The sequence below is a fragment of the Streptomyces sp. NPDC029014 genome (assembly GCF_055564695.1).
Genome location: NZ_JBVHVT010000062.1, coordinates 16,226 through 36,193 on the forward strand (window position 1 = coordinate 16,226; position 19,968 = coordinate 36,193).

Annotated in this window: 17 protein-coding genes; 3 read left to right on the forward strand and 14 right to left on the reverse strand. The window is 71.1% G+C overall.

Features of this window, described 5'->3' with window-relative positions; genetic code table 11:
• Window positions 1–194: 194 nt before the first annotated feature.
• From ACZ4VL_RS28640 to ACZ4VL_RS28650, 3 genes are read left to right on the forward strand one after another with little or no spacing between them, the layout of a single operon-like run.
• A complete protein-coding gene (locus tag ACZ4VL_RS28640; protein ID WP_468205412.1) occupies window positions 195–1,526 on the forward strand; it encodes an LLM class flavin-dependent oxidoreductase in 1,332 nt (443 codons plus the stop codon).
• Window positions 1,523–2,560, forward strand: coding sequence for an LLM class flavin-dependent oxidoreductase (locus ACZ4VL_RS28645; protein ID WP_468205415.1), 1,038 nt, complete (start codon window positions 1,523–1,525; stop codon window positions 2,558–2,560). Before ACZ4VL_RS28640 ends, ACZ4VL_RS28645 begins: the two co-directional genes overlap by 4 nt.
• Before the next feature lies 1 nt (window position 2,561).
• Window positions 2,562–3,068 carry a flavin reductase family protein gene (locus tag ACZ4VL_RS28650; protein WP_468205416.1) on the forward strand — a complete coding sequence of 169 codons (507 nt, stop codon included), beginning with the start codon at window positions 2,562–2,564 and terminating at the stop codon, window positions 3,066–3,068.
• A gap of 531 nt (window positions 3,069–3,599) precedes the next feature.
• Here the strand turns inward: ACZ4VL_RS28650 and ACZ4VL_RS28655 are convergent.
• The 14 genes from ACZ4VL_RS28655 to ACZ4VL_RS28720 form a co-directional block, all read right to left on the reverse strand.
• Window positions 3,600–4,376, reverse strand: coding sequence for a class I SAM-dependent methyltransferase (locus tag ACZ4VL_RS28655; RefSeq protein ID WP_468205419.1), 777 nt, complete (start codon window positions 4,374–4,376; stop codon window positions 3,600–3,602).
• A 100-nt stretch (window positions 4,377–4,476) separates the two neighbouring features.
• Window positions 4,477–5,781 carry an acyltransferase family protein gene (locus ACZ4VL_RS28660; protein WP_468205420.1) on the reverse strand — a complete coding sequence of 435 codons (1,305 nt, stop codon included), beginning with the start codon at window positions 5,779–5,781 and terminating at the stop codon, window positions 4,477–4,479.
• Complete coding sequence (locus tag ACZ4VL_RS28665) at window positions 5,774–6,724, reverse strand: alpha/beta hydrolase (protein WP_468205423.1); 951 nt, start codon at window positions 6,722–6,724, stop codon at window positions 5,774–5,776. The genes ACZ4VL_RS28660 and ACZ4VL_RS28665 overlap by 8 nt, the downstream gene beginning before the upstream one ends.
• Before the next feature lie 180 nt (window positions 6,725–6,904).
• Entirely contained in the window at window positions 6,905–8,128 is a 1,224-nt protein-coding gene (locus ACZ4VL_RS28670; protein WP_468205424.1) for a sensor histidine kinase, read from the reverse strand.
• Window positions 8,125–9,465 (reverse strand): FtsX-like permease family protein, encoded by a 1,341-nt coding sequence (locus ACZ4VL_RS28675; protein WP_468205427.1) that lies wholly within the window; start codon window positions 9,463–9,465, stop codon window positions 8,125–8,127. Before ACZ4VL_RS28675 ends, ACZ4VL_RS28670 begins: the two co-directional genes overlap by 4 nt.
• Window positions 9,459–10,226 (reverse strand): ABC transporter ATP-binding protein, encoded by a 768-nt coding sequence (locus tag ACZ4VL_RS28680; RefSeq protein ID WP_468205428.1) that lies wholly within the window; start codon window positions 10,224–10,226, stop codon window positions 9,459–9,461. Before ACZ4VL_RS28680 ends, ACZ4VL_RS28675 begins: the two co-directional genes overlap by 7 nt.
• A 116-nt stretch (window positions 10,227–10,342) precedes the next feature.
• Window positions 10,343–10,990: a response regulator transcription factor gene (locus ACZ4VL_RS28685; RefSeq protein WP_468205429.1), complete on the reverse strand. Its 648-nt coding sequence runs from the start codon at window positions 10,988–10,990 to the stop codon at window positions 10,343–10,345.
• A gap of 33 nt (window positions 10,991–11,023) precedes the next feature.
• The gene (locus tag ACZ4VL_RS28690) at window positions 11,024–12,007 is read right to left on the reverse strand and encodes a TauD/TfdA family dioxygenase (protein ID WP_468205432.1); all 984 of its coding nucleotides are present in this window, start codon (window positions 12,005–12,007) and stop codon (window positions 11,024–11,026) included.
• A complete protein-coding gene (sbnA, locus tag ACZ4VL_RS28695) occupies window positions 12,004–13,017 on the reverse strand; it encodes a 2,3-diaminopropionate biosynthesis protein SbnA (RefSeq protein ID WP_468205435.1) in 1,014 nt (337 codons plus the stop codon). The genes ACZ4VL_RS28690 and sbnA overlap by 4 nt, the downstream gene beginning before the upstream one ends.
• Window positions 13,018–13,046: 29 nt before the next feature.
• Window positions 13,047–14,078 (reverse strand): 2,3-diaminopropionate biosynthesis protein SbnB, encoded by a 1,032-nt coding sequence (sbnB, locus tag ACZ4VL_RS28700; protein WP_468205438.1) that lies wholly within the window; start codon window positions 14,076–14,078, stop codon window positions 13,047–13,049.
• Window positions 14,079–14,094: 16 nt separating this feature from the next.
• Window positions 14,095–15,072, reverse strand: a complete 978-nt coding sequence (locus ACZ4VL_RS28705) for a TauD/TfdA family dioxygenase (protein WP_468205441.1) — start codon at window positions 15,070–15,072, stop codon at window positions 14,095–14,097.
• Window positions 15,073–15,074: 2 nt separating this feature from the next.
• Window positions 15,075–18,131 carry a non-ribosomal peptide synthetase gene (locus ACZ4VL_RS28710; protein ID WP_468205444.1) on the reverse strand — a complete coding sequence of 1,019 codons (3,057 nt, stop codon included), beginning with the start codon at window positions 18,129–18,131 and terminating at the stop codon, window positions 15,075–15,077.
• Between the two features lie 78 nt (window positions 18,132–18,209).
• Complete coding sequence (locus tag ACZ4VL_RS28715; RefSeq protein ID WP_468205447.1) at window positions 18,210–19,037, reverse strand: ABC transporter permease; 828 nt, start codon at window positions 19,035–19,037, stop codon at window positions 18,210–18,212.
• Complete coding sequence (locus tag ACZ4VL_RS28720) at window positions 19,034–19,966, reverse strand: ATP-binding cassette domain-containing protein (RefSeq protein ID WP_468205449.1); 933 nt, start codon at window positions 19,964–19,966, stop codon at window positions 19,034–19,036. The genes ACZ4VL_RS28715 and ACZ4VL_RS28720 overlap by 4 nt, the downstream gene beginning before the upstream one ends.
• Between the last annotated feature and the right edge of the window lie 2 nt (window positions 19,967–19,968).

The following is a 19,968-nucleotide window of genomic DNA, read 5'->3' on the forward strand; positions in this document are numbered from 1 at the left end:
CCCGAAGCACCTACTCGCCAGTATGGACCGGACCGGTTTCAGTCCGGTTTCAGCATGCAACGAGTTCCCGGAGCGGGTCGCCGTAATCCCACCCGTCTAGTACGGTCGGTCCGCATGACCGACCAGAACGCTCGCCGAGATCCGCGTTCCACGGAGAGCTATTCGTTCGAAAAAGTCCGTTGAGGGAAGTTCGCATGGTTCACCAGAAACGCACCATGAAACTCGGCGCCATCATCGATGGCCCGGGTTCGCACATCGCCGCCTGGCGGCACCCTTCCACGCCGGTCGACGCGCAGCTCGACTTCGACTTCCACCTGGCGTGCATCCGCACGCTCGAACGCGGTCGGTTCGACTGCGTGTTCGTGCCCGACGTCGTGGCCATGTGGGGCACCGACGTCCAGCACGTCAGCCGCACCGCGCGCAACGAGCACTTCGAGCCGCTGAGCCTGCTGGCCGCCTACGCCGCCGGCACCGAGCACATCGGCCTCGCCGCCACCGCCACCACCACGTACAACGAGCCGTACGACGTCGCCCGCAGGTTCAGCTCACTGGACCGCATCAGCGGCGGCCGGGCCGGCTGGAACGTGGTCACCTCCGCCGCACCGTGGGAGTCGCGCAACTTCGGCTTCCCCGAGCACATGGAACACGATCTGCGTTACGTGCGCGCCGAGGAGTTCATCGGCGTGGCCAAGCGGCTGTGGGGTCTCGAGCGGCCGACGGGCACCGACGCGGCCGGCACGCCGTCGACACCTTCGAACCCGTCGTTCTTCGGGGTCCGCGGACCGCTCAACCTGCCGCCCTCCCCGCAGGGCAGCCCCGTGATCTTCCAGGCCGGAGCCTCGCCCGTGGGCCGGGAGTTCGCCGCCCGCCACGCCGAGGTGATCTTCACCCGGCACACGCAGCTGGCCGACGGCCAGGCCACCTACGAGGACCTGAAGCGACGGGTCGCCGCCCACGGCAGGGACCCGGAGCAGGTGCAGATCTGGCCGGGCGTCCAGCCCCTGGTGGCCAGCACGGAGGAGGAGGCGCGCCGGCTCATCGGCGAGCTGCACGACCTGGTGCCCGACATCGTCGCCGTCCGCGCCCTCCAGGAGCAGTTGGGCGACGTGGACCTGACGAAGTACCCGCTGGACGGGCCGGTGCCGGACATCCCGGCTTCGAACCGCTCGTCCAGCACGCGGGCGATGTGGACGGCGCTGGCCCGCCGGGAGAACCTGACGCTCCGCCAGCTCGCCCTGCGCCAGGTGGCGGACTTCTTCGCGGGCACCCCCGAGCAGGTGGCGGACCACATGGAGCGCGGGTTCACCGAGCGCGCCGCAGACGGCTACATCGTCGACTTCCCCCACCTCCCGGCCTCCCTGGACGCGTTCGTCGACCACGTCGTGCCGGAGCTGCGGCGGCGAGGTCTCGTGTCCGAGGAGTACGCCGAGGGCACGCTGCGCGAGAAGTTGGGGCTGGCGAGCCCTCCCCCGGCCGACGCGACCGCGCTCGCCGGTGCCACGACGTTCGAGGAAGGTGCCGCATGACCCGGAGCGATGGCCGCATCCCGTTGTTCACACGCCTGATCACGGCCGCCCGACCGGCCGGCGCGCACGCGCGGGGCAGCGGGGACGTCTCCTTCGCGCAGGTCCGCCGACGCGCCCGGGAGGCCGAGGCCGCCGGGATCGACGCCCTGCTCCTGGCGGACCGCCATGCGGCGGCGCCCGACCCGGCCGACGACCCGCACTTCGAGGCCGGCACCCTCGCAGCGGCCCTGGCCGTCAGCACCACCAGCGTGGGGTTCGTGCCCTCCGTCTGCACCGAGCACACCTTCCCCTACCACGCGGCCCGCGCCCTGGCCACGCTCGACCACCTCGGCGCCGGCCGCGGCGGCTGGCAGCCGCTCGTCCACGCCGATCCGGACGCGGCCGCCAACTACCACCGGGAGCCGAGCACCGCGCCGGAGCGGCACGCCCGCGCCACGGAGTTCGCCGAGGTGCTCACCGGTCTGTGGGACAGCTTCGACGACGACGCCTTCCTCAGGGACCGCGCCTCGGGGGCGTACTTCGTGCCCGAGAAACTCCACGCGCTCGACCACGCCGGCGAGTACTACGACGTGGCCGGACCGCTGAACATCGCCCGTCCGCCCCAGGCACATCCGCCCCTGGTGCAGCGCGCGACGGACCCCGGCGAACTCGCCCTCGCGGCCCGCATCGCCGACGTGGTCCTGCTGCCCGCCCACAGCGCCGGGGAGGCCAAGGCGGTCCGCGACGACCTGCGGGAACAGGCCCGGCGGGCCGGGCGCAACCCCGACGAGGTCCTCGTCCTGCTCGACTGGCCGGCCGACGGCGCCACCGGGGCCGCCGACCACCTCCTGTCCGTGTACGAGGCGGAAGGCGCGGACGGCTTCACCCTGTACGCACCCTCCCCCGACCCGGACACGGCCCACGACGCCGTACTGTCCCTCGCGGCCGAGGTGCGCCGGACGAGCGGTGGCCCGGCGACCCCACCCGGACCGGCGACGCTGCGCGACCGACTGGGCCTGACCCGCCCGGCCGGCCGCCACGGGGCCACCGTCTGACGTGATCGACGACCTGATCGGTTTCGACACCGTCGAGCTGGACGCGCCGACGCTGAAGCAGGCGTTCGGCTGCTTCCCGAGCGGTGTGACGGCGCTCTGCGGCCTGGTCGGCGGTGAACCGGTGGGCATGGCCGTCAGCGCCTTCACGTCCGTGTCCCTCGCGCCACCGCTGCTGTCGGCGTGCATCCAGGAATCGTCGTCCACCTGGCCGCAGTTGCAGGGCCGGCTCCGGCTGGGCCTCAGCGTGCTGGCCGAGGACCAGGCCGCGGCGTGCCGCCACCTGGCGGGCGCGGCGGAGCACCGGTTCCGGGAGGTGGGCTGGCGGACCTCCCGGAACGGGGCGGTCTTCCTCGACGGCGCGGCGGCCTGGTTCGAGTGCTCGGTCTTCGCGGAGGTCCCGGCGGGCGATCACACGATCGCCCTGCTGGAGATCCACCACCTGCGCACTGCGTCGACCACGTCCCCCCTGGTCTTCCACGCCAGCCGCTTCCGCCGCCTGGCCCCATAACCGGACCCCACCAACCGAAAGGCCAGCGTCTTGGCTGAACAGCAGGCACCCTAAAGCGCGATATGAGCGATTTCGTGAATTAACAGACGGTTTCCGGCCGGAGGTTCTCCCGGTCTTCGTACGAGAAACCCGATCACCATCGGTCTCCCGGACCAGGATTCACCAGGTCCGCGACCTGGCAGGAAGGGGCGTGGACGGCCCGGGGGCGGGCGCGGACGGTCAACGTCGCCCCAACAACGCCGCCGTGGCCTGGATGCAGCGCAAGGCGCAGAACCAGCTGCCGACGACCCCGCCCGCCCTGCCGGCCACGGGCCTCGCGATCGCGGCGACCCTGCTGGCCTGTCCGACCCTCTCCACGGCAGCAACCCTGGAAGCCGCAACGGACCTCCACACCAACAAAGAAACAGCCCAGGGCGGACCCCACCCCCTGACGGCGCCGGCGCCCCGCCCGCTCCGAGCGGCTGCTCGTACGCGCCCGGGCGGCCCGGGGTATACCCGGGCCACTTCCCCGGCCCGTCGTAGGCGGCTCCGTCAGCCGAGGGTGAAGAAGACCATCGGGTTGTGCCGGCTGTCACGGACCGGCTCGTCGAGCCCCAGCCCGCTCTTCACCGCGCGGAGCTGCTCGATCACCTCCGGAGCGTGGGCGGCCGACGGGGTGAAGTACGGAATGCGCCGCCCCGTGAGCCACTTCATGAGCACCGAACCCTCGCTCAGCGGCTTCGGGCGGCGCCCGTGGAAGACGTCGTGCACGCTTGTCGGAGTCCCCGAGGGGACCTTCGGGAATACGTTGTCGATGTACCAGTGGGCGAACCGGGCACCGTGGTCGGCGTCGATGAACAGGTAATCCGTCTGCGCGGGAATCTCTCCGAGCCGCTCGCGGACGTCTCCCTTCGTGAACGTCCAGCGGTCCGCCGAAAGCTCCGCCGGAACATTGCTCACCACGTGGTCCACGATGTCGAACGAATACAGGTGGCCCGCGCCGTTGTCCCGCAGCGCGCTCAGGATCCACATCGTGGACCAGCCGTAGAACGTCCCTATCTCCACGACGGTCTCGGGGCGGTGTTCACGAAGCAGCAAATAGGTGATCTCGGCCTCGTAGTCGTCGAGCTGCGCCTTCATCGACTTCCCGCGCTGCTGCAGGAACTTGCGCTGCTGATCCCTGACGCCGCGCAGGTCGTCCCGGTACTTCGCGTAGAGCGCGCCCACGGATTCCACGGAAAGATTCCGCAGCGCATTCCCGACACCCTCCGACATCGAATCCCCGCCACCGATCGGCTTTGAATTCTCGACGCCCTTGGAAACAGTCACGAAACTTTCTCCTTTGTTTTTGCGAGTCCAACTCGATGGCAAATAGCGAACACCGTACAGCAGGGCGATATCGGTTGGAAATCGTCCCGATAATGCCGCTTTATCGACGGCGCCGTCGGACGTTCCACTCCAGATCGCGGAACGCCTTCCAGCAGACGGCGAGCACGCCCGCGAACACGGGGAGCCAGGCGAGGCGGCACAGCACCCAGTGCGGGCTGTCCGGCACGGTGAGGAGGCCGAAGAAGTGCTGTCCGGAGCCGGCCGAGACCACGGTGGTGGCGAGCATGGCCGTCTGGTGCCAGAGGAAGACCGTCATGGCCGAGAGGTTCAGCAGCGCCACGGCCGCCCAGCAGAACTGTCCGGCGGTGGCCCGGGCGGACGCCCCGGGTCGGCTCTGCGGCAGGACCGGATCCTGCTCCGCCGGCTGCCCGGCGAGCCGGCGGAGCGGACCGCACAGCAGAAGTCCCAATCCGCACTGGGCCACTCCGAAGCAGACAGCTGCCAGACTCGGCGGGCTGAGATTGGACAGGGCAGCCCCGGGGACGCCGACCATGCTCGCCGGGTAGTCGCACCACAACACCAGGACCGCCACCGCGGCCGTGCCGCCGACCAGCATTCCGGCCGCACGCCGGCGACCAGCGAGACCGTCCGCCGCCCAGAGCACACCCAGCGCGTACGGCACCAGCCAGCCTGCGGGAACGTTCAGGGACCGGAGCACGGAGACCCATCCGGTGTCGTCCGCCAGTACCCGCGCCAGATCCAGCGCCGCGACCACCAGGAAGGCCGCAACCGCCAGCCGGCCCGCACACCGCCGGATCAGCGGGGTGGCCGCTGTGATCACCGCGTAGACCAAGAGGAACCAGAGCGGGGACACGGCGAGCTGGACGAGGGTTCGGATCGTCTCGTACGCGACCCCGGCAGCGGCCAGCCCGAGCAGCACCAGCAACCACACGGCCACGAGGGCCACCACGGGCCGGAACAGCTGCCGCAACCGCTGGGCCAGCCAGGCGCGGTAGCCGATGTGACGCGCCATCGCGGAGGCGTGGCTCTGGGACCCGACGCGGCCGCCGACGAAGAAGAAGACCGCGAGCGGCTGGAGCAGCCAGGTCACCGGAGTGAAGCCGGGCATGTGGCGTAACGGGCTGTCACCCCCCAAGTGACCTCCCGACTTCAGCACGACGGCGCTCACGAGCCAGTGGCCGAGCACCACCCCGAGGATGGACAGGGCGCGGAGGACGTCCACCGCGCGGTCCCGGGAGGACGGGGTCGCCGCGTCGATCCGCATCACCGCCCGGTGGAGCCGGTCCACGATGGTCCGCTCGGCGAGCCGTGTGCGGGAGGGGGCCGCCCCGGCTGCGGAGGTCGCGGGCGCACTGTGCGGCCGTCGGGCTCGCAGATCAGCCACGGGACACCTCCGAGCCCCGCCCCAGGCTGATCAGGGCGATGTTCCTCAGTGAGAGACCACCGGGACGGAGGTAGTCGCCGTGTCTGCTGTCGCCGGTCGGCAACGTCCGGGCGCCGAAGTCCGCGGAGGTCGGGTCGGCACCGAAGCCCACGCTCTCGCTGAACAGGGAGACCTGGGTGTGCGGCACGTTCGCGATCCAGTCCCTGCTGCCCCGGCCGGCCCAGAACGGCACTCGGATCCCCAGCTCGGAGGCCGACTCGGCCCCCATGCCCGGGCTGCCGACGACGACGAGCCCGGTCACTTCGGACTGTGCCCCCCCGTCCCCGCGCAGCGCTTCCGCGCACACCACGCTCCCGTACGAGTGGCACAACAGGGACGTGGAGGCCTGGGGGTTGAGCTCCCGAAGCCGGCGAAGCCGGTCGCGGAGCCGGCTGCCACCCTGGGCCGCCCGGGCGCGGGTCAAGGTGTCGCGGCTCTTCGTGCGGGGCGCGTGGTAGCCGTACCAGGCGATGACGGCGATCCGTGAACCGGGGTCGATCGAGCGCATCTCGTCGTACAGCGCACGGGCGCCTCCGCCGATCGAACCGTGGGGGGAACCGAGGTGGTCGAAGGTGTCGACGGTGGTGTCCGCCCCCGGCACCACGAGAGCGATCCGCTGCGCGTGCACCAGGTCTCCGAGCACCTCCACCGCCTGGCCGTCGCCCTCTGCGCTGACCTCCAGGAAGGTCCGGCCGGCGGCGCCCAGTCGGCCGAGCGCCAGGGCGCGATCGTCGTCGCCCATCCGTCGCGCCGCCTCTGCCGCCTCTGCGATGTACCGCTGGTTCACCGCGTAGCGTTCGGACAGGTTCTCCGCGGTGACCGGAGCGGGCCGAGGAGCGTCCGGCAGGCCTGGCACGGCCGACGCCGCGGCGGCCGTGACCGACGCGACGATGCATCCGGCCACGACGGCTATGAGTAATCCGTGCCTGATCCGCGCAGCGCGCATCGAGGGCCTTCCTTCCACTGATGAGAGAAACGTCAAGGGCCGTCCGGGCCGTGGGCAGGCGGCAGGGGCGTACGCGGCGTACGCGTCCACGGCGGCTTCCGGAGGCGCAGATGATCGGGTCCGTCGGGCCGCGTCCCGTCAGATGCGGACGGGCAGTTCGATCACGGCGGTGGTGGATCCTGATGCCGGGCTGTCGAGGCTGAGGGTGCCGTCGACCGCGGCCAGCCGTTCGCGAAGGCCCAGCAGGCCGCTTCCCGCCCCGGTCCGGGCGCCGCCCACGCCGTTGTCGTGGATCCGGATCCGCAGCAGTTCACCCACGAGATCCGCGTCCACCGACGCCTGCGTCGCCCCGCTGTGCTTGGCGATGTTCGTCAGCAGTTCGGCAACGCAGAAGTAGGCCACTCTCTCGATCACCGCGTCGGGCCGCTCGTCAAGGTTCACCTTGAGGGTGATCGGCACGCCGGCCTGTGCCGTCAACTTCGGCAGCGCGTCGACGAGTCCCAGATCGAGCGCGGCGGGGCTGATCCCGTCGATGAGGCGCCGCAGTTCCGCGATGGCCGCGTCGGTCTGGGTACGGGCCCGTGCGACGAGCATGCGGGTCCGGTCGGCGGGCGGAGCCTCGTCTTCCAGGGCGTCCGCGGTCAACGACAGTGTCATGGCGATCGCGACGAGTTGTGCCTGCGTCCCGTCGTGCAGGTCACGCTCGACCTGGCGCAGGCTGCGGGCGCCCTCGGCGAGGGCCGTGCTGCGCGCCCATTCGAGAGTGCGCACGCGCCGCTGGGCGACGCTGGGTCCGAGCAGGGACCGGGCGAGCAGCCGGTGCAGGTTCGTCATCGCACGGACCGCCCTCGGGGCGACCGCCAGCGCGAGCAGACCGGCCACCACCGCGGCGGTACCCGGCAACAGTCCCGGCCGGCTGATCAGCGCCCACACGACGGACCACACACCGAGGCCCGGCAGAGCGACCGTGAGGACGAAGGAGACGACGTCGACCGGGAGCCGGAGCGTCAGGTACAGCATGCTGCGCCAGGCGGTCGCGTCGGACAGGCTGCTCCGGATCCAGCGCATCAGCCCGGGCGCGGCCCGCGGTGGCGCGGGGGCGTCCACGGGCTCGCCGAGCAGCGCCCGGACCAACCGGGCGTGGACCCGGCCGAGAGACCGGGCACCCCTCAGGCCGGCGGCGAGCACCGGCAGTCCGAGCAGGGTCAGCGAGAGCAGGCCGCCGACGTAGAGGACGGCCAGGACGTAGACGATGCCGATCAGCGAGAGCGGCAGCCCGGCGAAGGCATAGGCGATCGCCGCCGGCCGTACCTTGCGTCCCGTCGTTCGGGCGCCGTCCTCGACGAACGTGGTCGCCGTCATGCCGTGGCCGCGGCCGAGACGGCCGGCTCCGAGGTGGCCTTCACGCCGGTCACGAGGATCGTCGTGGCGGTGAGCGCCACCACGCCCAGCACCAGGGGGCCGTACATCTCCAGCGGGAGCGAGGGGAGCAGGCCGTCCGTGGCGGCCACCGCGAACGCCACGCTCACGGGCGCCGCGACCAGGATTCCGAGCAGTACGCCCGCCATGGCGGTCAGCGCCGCCTCGGCGCCCAGCATCCGCAACAGCTGGAGCCGGGTCGCACCGGTCAGGGTGAGCAGCGCGTACTCCCGCCGCCTCGCCGCCGTCAGCGAGACGAGCGTGTTCACGGTGGCCACCGCGCCGAAGCCGGCCAGCATGGCGAGTTCCACCCCGCGCAGCCAGATGTCGCTCTCGGCGTAGGTGCCCGGCGGGGCGACCTCCTGGAGCGTCCCCGTGACCGCGGCGAACGTCGTCGAGAGCCCGACCAGCAGCGCGATCGGCACCACGGCGGAAGCCAGCCGGTGGGCGTGGCCCCTCAGGTTGTCCGCGGCGAGCCAGCCGCCGGCGTCCCCCAGGTGTCGGCTGCCCGCGATACGGAACGGCAGGCCGAGCAGCACCATGGCCAGACGCGCCAGCAGGGGTCCGAGCAGTCCCACCGCGATCACGAGGAGCAGTGCCCCGAGCAGGGCCGCCTGAGCGGCCTTGTCCGCCGGCTGCCGCGCCAAGAACGCGCAGAGGAAGCCGGCGCCCGCGAGGAAGAGCACCCCGGCGGCGCCTCGCACCCAGCCCAGCCGGCCCTGTTCTGCCGCCGTCTGAGCCATCGCCGCGGACGGCCTGCCGCGGACCGTGCGGCGGGCGGCGATCTTCGTTGCGCCGACGCCGACGAGTGACGTCGCCGCGGTCGCGATCAGCATGGGCCACGGCGACCACGGCACACCGGATGCGGCCGGGGCCAGGCCACGCGCAACGAGCTCCGTCAGGAAGACCCGCGCACCCCAGGAGCCGAGCACCCACGCCGGCGGTGAGACGAGCAGGATCACCAGGAGCACCTGGCACCTGATGAGCCGCTTGACCTGGGCCGGCGTCGCCCCGCTCGTGCGCAGCAGGGCCATGTCCCGGGCTTGCAGGCGCACGGAGAAGCCGAGCGTGTTCGCCACCACGAACAGGGCCATCAGCATCGCGATCTCGCCGAACGCCCCACCGATCATCGCGAGCCGGGAGTCACCACCGCCGGCGATCGCCGTTGCGATGAGGGAGCCGAACAGCGTGATCACGGCGACGGCCATCAAGAGCGCCGTGGCAAGTCCCGCGAAGGACGCGGGCCGGGCCCTCAGGGCCGCGAGTGCGAACCTCAACATGCCAACCCGCTCAGCTTCTCGGCGATCTGCGCCGCCGACGGGCGGGCGAGGTCATCGATCAGGAGACCGTCGGCGAGGACGACGACGCGGTCCGCGAAACTCGCCGCGACCGGATCGTGCGTCACCATCACGCAGGTGCTGCCTCCGGTTTCCACTCGCTCGCGCAGCAGCCAGAGCACTTCCCGGCTGGTGGAGCGGTCGAGCGCGCCGGTCGGTTCGTCGGCGAAGAGGACACGGGGCCGGCTGAACAACGCACGGGCCACGGCCACCCGTTGCTGCTGACCGCCGGAGAGACGGCCGGGCCGTTCCTTCCTCCGGTCCGCCAGGCCCACCTGCGCGAGGGACTCTGCCACCGCGTCCCAGTCCACCCGGGCACCGGCCAGCCGCGCGGGAAGCGCGACGTTCTGTTCGACCGTCATGGCGGGCATCAGGTTGTACGACTGGAAGATGAACCCCGCCTCGGCACGCCTCAGCTGCGCCAGCCGCCGCTCGGGCAGGGCCGTGATGTCCGTCGAACCCCAGTGGACCGTGCCCGCCGTCTGCCGGTCCATTCCCGCGACGCACTGCAGCAAGGTCGACTTTCCCGACCCGGAGGGGCCCATCACCGCGGTGAACGAGCCGGCCGCGAAGGTGATGTCCACGCCGCGCAGGGCCTTGACCGCGTCGCGGCCCCGGCCGTACGTGCGGTGCAGGTTCTCGGCGCGGACTCCCAGCCCTGCTTCCACGGCGGGCCGGACAGTAGCGTCGGTTCTCAGTGCCATGTCCTCATTCTCGGCTGCACGGCCCGTACGGAACATCGTGCTACCTCCCGTCTTCGGGGTTCGGATATCCGCCCCCCTTGCCGCCGCACCGGCCGCCGAGCGCACGCGGCCGCCGTTTAGGGCCCGATCTCCTGCAGGTAGGCGACGACGGCCTTGACGCGTCGGTTGTCGGCGTCGGTCGAGGGGAGGTCGAACTTCACGAACACGGACGCCGCGTGCTTCTCCACCGCCCGCTCGGAGATGACGAGGAGTGTGGCGATGGAGCGGTTCGAGTGGCCCTGGGCCATCAGGCTCAGGACCTCTCGTTCCCTGGCGGTCAGTCGGTCGAGGCGGCGCGTGCCGCTGTTCAGCATGCGGCTGACGATCTCGGGATCGAGGACCACACCACCGGCCGCGACCCGACGCAGGGCCTCGATGAAGTCCGCCGTGGCGGAAACGCGTTCCTTGAGCAGGTAGCCGATGCCTGACGCCTCGTCGGCCAACAGACGGGCCGCCCAGGACGGCTCGGCGTGCTGGGAGAAGACCAGGATGCCCACGCCCGGTTGCTCGGCGCGGAGTTGGACGGCGGCACGGATGCCCTCGTCCGTGTGGGTCGGGGGCATCCGGATGTCGACGACGGCGACGTCGGGGACGTGTTCGGCCACCGCGCAGAGCAGTTCGTCCGCGTCGCCCGCGGTGGCGAGGACCTCACAGCCGCGGGCGGTCAGCAGCTCGACCATGCCTTCACGAAGAATCACCGAGTCCTCGGCGATGACCACTCGCACGACATGCTCCCCTGGTAGTCGTCGGCCGGATCCTCATTCAACCAGAACGTAGCCGTCGTCCGGACGCCCGCCCCGGGAGCGGCGCAGGGAGGTGAGCGCGAAGGTGCGCTGCAGCCAGCGGTCCCTGCCGTCGTAGCGCGGAGTGAATGCGGTGCGGCCGTGCACGGTGACGTGGTTGTCGACGATGACCAGGTCGCCCGGCAGCAGTCGGGACGTCTGCGAGACCTGCTCGAAGAGCGCACCCAGCTCGGCGAGGGCGGCGGCGCCACCCGTGGTGGTCGCCCGTGTGGCGGAGAAGTCCACCCGCACGTCGGGGTCCTCCCACGAGCCGCCCAGCACCGGGTGCCGGGGAGCGTCGGCGCAGCCGGACCCGAACGAAGGCGGCGCCTCGGTGACGAACTCGGGACGGGCCAGCGCCTCGCGACAGGCCGGGCTGAGCTGCTCCAGGACCTCGCGGACACAGGCGGTACGGGTGCCCGCGACACCCTCGTGGTCGGCGCGCAGGCAGAGCAGCATGACGTAATCCGGGCGGTGCTCGTGAAACGCGTTCTCGTTGTGGAACGAGAGGAGCACCGAGCCGGCGTTGCCCTGGAACTCCTCGCGGCCCGGCACCGGTACGACGTCCTGCACCAGGGCGCCGGACTTCTCCCGCCGGAACGCGGCGGGGTCGCCCAGTCCGCAGGCCACCATGAGAAGGACCGCGGCGGCGACGGAGGCGTCCCGCTGGACCGAGTCCGCGGCCGCCGGGGTGTCCCGTGAGACGTCACCCAGCGGGAGTCCCCGTATCAGCAGCCGTCCACGAGGTCCGGAGTGCCGGCGGAACCGGCGGATCGCCTGCCGCAGCGGGCCGGGCAGGTTCTCCCACGCGTCACGGGCCGCCGCGACGAACTCGGGCGAGTCGACCCGGCCGTCTGCGACGTCCAGCACCCCTCGCGCGACGGCTTCCACCAGGGCGGCTTCACCGTCGAGGGTGAAATCCGCTCGTTCGGCGACGTCCGCCTGCAGCAGCTCGGTCATCGCGCAACACCCGTACTGGACATCATCGGTACTTCCTCGGCTTTCTCGAGTTCGTCGGCGAGGACTGAGTTGCCGTATATCTCCTCGACCCATCCCCTGTGGTAGACCGAGTCCAGGTAGCGCTCGCCCATGTCGGGCGCGATCGCCACGGCGGTGAGGTCCTCGCCGGGAGCGTGCTCGTCCAGCCAGCGCATGGCTCCGCTGATCACCGTCCCGGTGGAGCCGCCGAGCAGGAAACCGCGCCCGGCCAACCGGTGGCAGGCGCGCACGGTCTCCACCTCGCTGACGTGGACCACGTCGTCCACGTAGGACCGGTCGAGCAGCGGCGGTCGCACTCCGGTGCCGAGGCCGGGGATCATCCGCGGCAGGGACGGGCCACCGAACGTGACCGACCCGACCGCATCGACGGCGACGACGGTGACCTGGGGCCGGTTCTCCTTGAAGTAGCGGGCGCAGCCCATGAGCGTGCCGGTCGTTCCGGCCCCGACGAAGGCCACCTTCAGGTCGGGGAATCGCCTGGCGATCGCCGGGGCCGTCGACCTGTAGTGCGCGAGCGCGTTGTTGGGATTGGCGTACTGGTTGAGCCAGACGTGGCTGTCGTTCGACTCGCACAGTTCCTGCACCAGGCGCAGCCGCGCACCGAGGAAGCCGCCCTCGGCCGCGGGTTCGGTGACGGTGTAGACCGTGCCGCCCATGGCCTCGATGAGTTGCTTCGTGGCCAGGTTGCACCTGTTGTCGGTGACGCAGACGAAGCCGTAGCCCTTGCTGGCGGCAAGGATGCTCAGCGCCACGCCGAGGTTGCCCGACGACGACTCCACCAGGACGGAGCCGGGACGCAGCACGCCGCCGGCCTCCGCGGCCTCGACCATCGCCCGGGCGGCCTTGAGCTTGATCGAACCGGCGAAATTGAAACCTTCGCACTTCAGGTAGAGCCTGCGCCCGAAGGTCCGACGGAGGTCGACGAACAGGTCCTCCTCGTGATACTCCTGCGCCTCTGAGATGATCGGCACAGCTTCCTCCCGTTCTGGGGCAGTTGCCCCTAGCCGCCGTACCGGTTCATCTCGTGGAAGAAGTCCTCGACCACGTGCAGGTCGCCGCTGCGCGACACCTGGTCGTGGACATGGGCGCTTACGGCCAGGTCGAGCACGCCGAGGCCGAACGGGGAGAACACCACCGTGCGGTCGGACGGCACCTCGGTACGGCCCGCCATGACGTCGTAGAGGGTTCCGTGGATGAAGTCCCGGTGGCCCACCAGCTGTTCGGCGAGATGCGGCGAGGTGTTGGCCTTGAGGCAGTGTTCGACGTCGTCGACGTAGTTGACGGAATCGAGGATGATCTCCGGCGCCAGGTCGCGCAACGAGACGTGGAGCACCAGCGGGTGGTGGGCGAACAGCTCCGGGTCGGTGACGTGCGGAGTGCCCGCCACGGTGGCGAAGACCACCAGGTCGCTGCCGCGGATCAGGTCGTCCGCGGAGTCGTGCACGGTCACCCGACCGCCCTCACCGCATCGGCCCAGGTAGTCGGCGAAGCCGGCCGCGTGCTCGCCGGACAGGTCGTGTACGCCGACCTCGTCGAAGGACCATCCCGTGCCCGCCAGGTAGGTGTGCAGGTAGCGGGCTATCAGACCTGTACCGATGAAGCCGACCCTGGTGGGGCGGGCCCTTCCGCGGGAGAGCCTGTCGGCGGCGAGGGCGGCGGACGCGGCGGTCCTGCTCGCGCTGATGATCGAGCTCTCCAGGCAGGCGTACGGATAGCCGGTACGGGGATCGTTGAGGATCAGGACCGCCGACGCGCGCGGCAGCCCGGAGTTCACGTTCTCCGGAAAGCTGGAGATCCACTTGAGTCCGTCCACGCCGTCGTCCCCGCCCAGCGACGCGGGCAGGGCGATGATGCGGGCGGTGGGGCGGTCGGGGAACTGGAGGAAGTACGACGGCGGATTGACCGTCTTCCCCGCACCGTGCGCCATATAGGCCGCTTCGACGATCTCCGTGACCAGTCGCTCCTGCCCGCTCAGCGCACGCTGCACCTGCTGGCCGGAGATCACTGCGAAAGTTGGGTTGTGCTTCGTCATCTGGCTTCTCGAACCTCTAGACCGATCGGGTGGTGGGGTTCGCCATCGCGACGAGCACCTCGCGGGCTCCGTCGTACGGCAGCCGGCTGTGAGCCGTGCGCAGGTTGTCGACGAGCATCACGTCGCCCGGGCGCCACGGCTCGGCGACGGTGACGGAGTCGTACACCTTGTTGATCAGCGTGACGATGTCCTCGGTGATCTCACCGCCGTCGCCGAAGCGCGTGTTGAACGGCAGGCCCTCCGGGCCGTAGAAGTCGACCAGGTACTCACGGACCTCGGGCGCCATCGTCCACTCGTTGAGGAAGGCGATCTGGTTGAACCAGAGCCGCTCGCCGTCGGCAGGGTGGCGCAGCACCGCCGGACGACGCTGGCTGGTGCGCAGCCCGTTGCCGTTCCATTCGAAGGAGATGTCGTTGGCCGCGCAGTACCGCTCGACCTCGGCGCGGTCGGTGGTGCCGAACGCCTCCGTCCACGGAACGCCGATGTCCTCGGTGTAGCTGCGGGTGAGCAGCCACCCCTCGCGCTCGAAGCGCTCGACGAGGTCGGCGGGCAGGCCCTGCAGGACACGGCCGGCGTCGGCCAGGGCGGTGGCCCCGCCGCTGGCGGGCGCGCTCAGGCAGGCGAAGGCCATGGTGGCGGGGAATTCGAGCGCGTAGCTCAGCTCGTGGTGCATGCACATCGGCTGGTTCGGCGGCCATTTGGAGGACGAGTAGATGCGGTCGTCATACGTCCAGCGGGGCGCGAACGCCTCGCGCTCCGGCATCAGGTCGTTCCCGAGGACCTTGAGGACCGTGGCCGCTCCGGCGGCGTCGTTCAGCCCGAGGCCGCGTACCAGTACTGCGCCGTGCGACGCGACGATCCGGTACAGCGCCTCGCGGTGTTCGGCGGCCCAGGCCGCCGGGTCCGACGCGTCGGCAGCGGTGACGATGGCCGGACGGCCCTCGTCGCGCCGTCCGTCGAGTCCTGCGAACGGGTCGATGTCATTCGGCGGCACTTTCACACTCGCTCTCTCTCGTGCATGTCGTGGACAGCCAGCACCACGGCGGCTGTCTGCGCCGGCCTGGTGCGGAAGAAGTGGTGACCCCCGTCGGGCAGTTCGCGTACCCGGACGGACCTGGCGATGCGGCGCCAGGCTTCGATGCCGCCTTCGTGGCCCTGGGTGGCGGGGTCGTCGGCGGCCACCACGAGGGTCAGCGGAGCCGCGAGGGGCGTGGCCGGCGGATGCTCCGCCACGTCGGCGAAGAACGTGTTCGCTTCCAGGACGTCGTGCCGGTACGCCGCACCGACCAGCGCCGCTCGACTCGTGTCCGTCCCGGAGAGCTCGGCGTAGCCGCTCTCGCCACTGAGGCGTGCGGCGATCTCCAGGGGGGCCATGGTCTCGATCTCGGCGCTGAACCTCCGCCGGTCGTCGGGGGTGCCGACCAGTTGGCCGCCGATCAGGACGGCCCGCAGGTCGTGCCCCCGCTCCTCCAGCAGACGCGCGGTCAGCACGGCCGGGGCGGCTCCGGAGGAATGGCCCCAGAGCAGGACCGGTCCGGCGACGCGCTCGCCGATCTCGTCCGCCACGGCTGCGGCGATCTCTTCCAGGGAGGCGAACGGCTCGCTCTCGATCGTGAGGTCGTGGCCGGGCAGCTCAACTCCGTGGACTGCCAGCCCACTGTCCGCCAACTCGGCCGCGACGGGCTGGAAGTTGACGGCGTTGCCGCCCGCGTACGGGAAGCAGACGAGGGTGGCGGCCGGCGAGGGGGGCGTGAAGAGGGGGTTCAGGAGGCCCGTTGCGGTGTCCGCCACTTCGGGGCCGCCGGTTCCGTCGATGAATGCGGCCAGGTCGCTCAGCCGCGGGTACCGGGTGAGGTCCTTCAGCGACACGGCCCGGTCGAGCTTCACGACGAGGCGCACGGCGGAGAGGGAGGTGCCACCCGAGTCGAAGAAGTGGCTGCTGCGGCCGACCCGTTCGGGTGTCAGGCCGAGCACGGCCGCCCAGGCGGCGGCGATCCGTTGTTCCGTCGGGGTGACCGGCGGCTGCAGGCCGTCGTCGTCCGCCCCCGCGAGCTCCGCCAGCCGCTTCTTGTCGATCTTGCTGTTGGCGGTGAGCGGCAGGGCGTCGAGGCGCCTGAAACGGCTCGGCACCATGTACTCCGGCAGCGCGGCCGCCAGCCACGTCCGCAGCTCGTCGACGGGTACGTCGGCGGCGGCGGCGTAGAACGCCACCAGGGTCTCACCGGTGACGACCACTGCGGTGTCACGGATCCCGGCGACGCCGAGCAGCCTGTTCTCGATCTCGCCGAGCTCGATGCGGAAGCCCCGCAGCTTCACCTGTGCGTCGCGGCGGCCCAGGAACTCCAGCTTGCCGTCGGGGCACCAGCGGCCGAAGTCACCGGAGCGGTAGAGCCGCTCCCCCGGTCGGTGCGGATCGGTGCCGTACGCGGCGGCCGTTCGCTCCGGGTCGTTGACGTAGCCACGGCCGACGCAGATTCCGGCGAACACGATCTCGCCGGGTGAGCCGAGCGGCACCGGTTCGAGGTCGGGGCCGACGACGTAGACCCGCACGTTGGCGACGGCCGGACCGAGGGGGACCCGGTCACCGCGCGGCGGCTCGGTCATCACTTCGTGGTTCGTGTCGTCGGAGGTCTCGGTGAGTCCGTACGCGTTGACGAGCGCAGTGCCTGGGAAGGCGGCGAACCAACGGTCGACGAGCTCCTTCTTGAGCGCTTCGCCGGTGGCCGAGAGGCAGCGGATCCGGCCGAGGCCGCCGCCGTGCTCCTCCAGGTGCGACAGCACCACTTCGAGGTAGGAGGGGACGAGTTGGGCCACGTCCGCGGCGCGGACGACCTCCACGAACCGCTCCACGTCGAGGATCGCCTCCTGCGGCACGATGAGGGTCGTACCGCCCACCAGCAGGGCCGCGACGAGCTGCCACAGGGAGATGTCGAAGCACTGCGGAGCGATCTGCGCGACGACGTCGCCCTCGCCCACCCCGAGGTCGTCGGTCTTCGCGTAGAGGTGGTTGAGCATGCCCTCGTGCTCGCACATCACCCCCTTGGGCCTGCCCGTGGAGCCGGAGGTGAAGTAGATGTAGGCCAGCCGGTCGGGGCCGATGCCAAGCCCGAGGTCCGCCGGGTCGGCCCCCTCGCTCTCGTCGACGCGCAGAACGGTGACGGACGGGCGCTCGCGCAGGGCCTCGCCGAGGGTGGCGGTGCTGCCCGGCTCCGTGAGGACGAGGGTGCATCCGGCGCGGTCGAGGGTGGTGCCGATACGGTCCGCCGGGAAGTGCGGCTCGATCGGCACGTACACGCCGCCGGCCTTGAACACGGCGAGGACGGAGGCCATCCAGTCAAGGTTGCGCTCGGTCACCACGGCGACGGAGCCCTCGGCGGTCAGACCGTGGTCGAGGAGGGTCCGGCCGATCCGGTTCGCCCGGGCGTTCAGCTCGGCGTACGTGATCCGGCGCTCGCCCGTGATCGCGGCGGTCCTGTCGGGGTGCAGGCGTACCCGCTCCTCGAAGAGCTCGTGGAAGCGGCGGTCCGGCAGCTCCCGCGCCGGGCCGGCCATCCCGACCAATTGGTGGTGCCGCTCCTCGTCCGAGAGCAGGCTGTCGCTCTCGTGGGGGGCGTCCGGGTCGCCGACCATGCGGTCGAGCGCGGTGCGGTGGTAGCCGGCGACCCGGGTCGCGTGGTCGGCGTCGAAGTCCTCGGTGCGGTACGTCAGGACCAGCGCGCCGTCGGTGACGCACACCCCGAACACGACGCCGTCGGGCAGCGTGCCCGGCGACCCGCCGACCATGGTCTCGAACCCGTGACCGGGAGCGACGGCCGCGCCGCGGACGCGGTCCACCAGACCGGCCCATGTGGTGCCGGCCACCGGCACGAGGTGGGGCGCGGGGCCGAAGGCCACCTCGTCCTCGCCGCTGAGGAGCGCGACGACCTTGGCGTGGGCGGCGGAAAGCTCTGTCGGTGTCGGCTCGGATTCCAGCGGAATGCGAACGGTCGCCGTGCCCGGTGCCGTACCGGTTGTCGTCTGCCACCGCGGAACGGTGGTATGACCGGACCTCATGAGAGGGCTCCTCCACTCGGGGAGTTGGAATGAGAAGAATGTATGGGCGGAGGTTTCCCTCCCGTTATCGATCACATTTCAGCGACGTCGATAGCGGGATATCGCCAGCGGTACCGCAAAGCACATGAGGCCCACGCTCCACAGCACGGTGCCGAGGACGGGACCGGCGACCGGCCCTCCGGCGAGCAGGTTGCGGCACGCGTCCGTCACCAGGGTCGTGGGGTTGGCCTCGGCGAAGGTCCGCAGCCAACCCGGCATCGTGCTGGTCGGCACCAGCATGGAACTGCCGAACTGGAACGGGATCATCCAGAGGAAGCCCACCGACTGCACGGTGTTGGGACTGCGCATCGAGAGGCCGATGAAGGCCGACACCCAGGCCAGCGCAGTGCCGTACAGCAGCGTGAGCAGCACGGCGGCCACCGCGAACAGGAAGTTGGTCTCCACCCGGAAGCCGATGGCGATCGCGAACACGAGCATGACGACCTGGCCCAGCAGGAGCCGGCTCATGTCCGCCACGATCCGGCCGGTCAAGACCGCCGAGCGGGCGATGGGCAAGGACCGGAACCGGTCCATCACACCGTTGTCGAAGTCGACGGCGAGCAGGTAACCGGTCGAACGGGACGCGAACATCAGCGTCTGCACCATGATGCCCGGCAGGAGGAACTGCCGGTAGTCGCCGGGGCGGTCTCCCCAGATGGCGCCGCCGAAGACGTACAGGAAGATCAGGGTGAAGACCATCGGCATCACCACGGAGTCGAGGAGCTGTCCGGGGTCGCCGCGTAACTGGAGCATGTTGCGCCTGGCGATGGCGAGCGACTGCCTGGCGGTGTCCCTCAGCCCGTTCCGGGCGGAACCGGCGAGGGGGGGTACCCCGACGGTCGGCGCGATGTCGGTGGTCGGGGTCACGCGGTGCTCCTGGTCAGTTCGATGAAGGCCTCGTCGAGGCTGGCGACCCGGGTGTCCACGGCCAGCACCTCCACCGCCGAGGCGGTGACGGCCCGCACCGCGCGGGTCAGTTCGTCCGGTTCCACGAGCGGCAGCCGGACCGCGCAGGCCTCCTGGTCGATCCGGCCGTCCAGCCCTTCCAGGGCCAGGGCGCCCGCGAGGGCCGCCAGATCCCGGGGGTACGCGGGCCGTACCTCAAGGGTCCGGCCGCCCACCCGGGCCCGGAGCTCCGCGGCCGTACCGGCGGCGATCACCCGTCCCTTGTCCACGACGACCACCGAATCGGCCAGCGCCTCGGCCTCCTCCATGTACTGGGTGGTGAGCAGCACGGTCGAGCCGGCGAGGGCGCGCTCCTTCACGGTGGCCCACAGCTCGTTGCGGCTGTGCGGGTCCAGACCGGTGGTCGGCTCGTCGAGGTAGATGAGCCTCGGCTCGCCCATGAGCGATGCGGCGAGGTCGAGACGTCGGCGCATTCCGCCGGAGTACTCGCGGGCCGGCTTGCCGCCCGCCTCGCCGAGCCGGAACCGCTCCAGCATCCCGTTCGCCTCCGCGCGGGCCCGGCGGGCGGGCACGCCCAGGAGGCGGGCGATGAGATACAGGTTCTCCCTGCCGGAGATGTTGCCGTCGACCGAGGCGAACTGTCCGGTCAGCGCGATGCAGCGGCGGACCTGGTGGGGCTCCTCGACCACGTCGTACCCGAAGATCCGGGCGCGCCCGGCATCGGGTCGCAGCAGGGTCGCCAGGACGCGCACCGTCGTGGTCTTCCCCGCCCCGTTCGGGCCGAGGAGGCCCAGCACCTGCCCGGCGGGCACCGCGAGGTCGACTCCGTCGAGGGCCCGGTGGGCGCCGAAGCGCTTCACCAGGCCCTCGACCTCGATGGCCAGAGTCATGG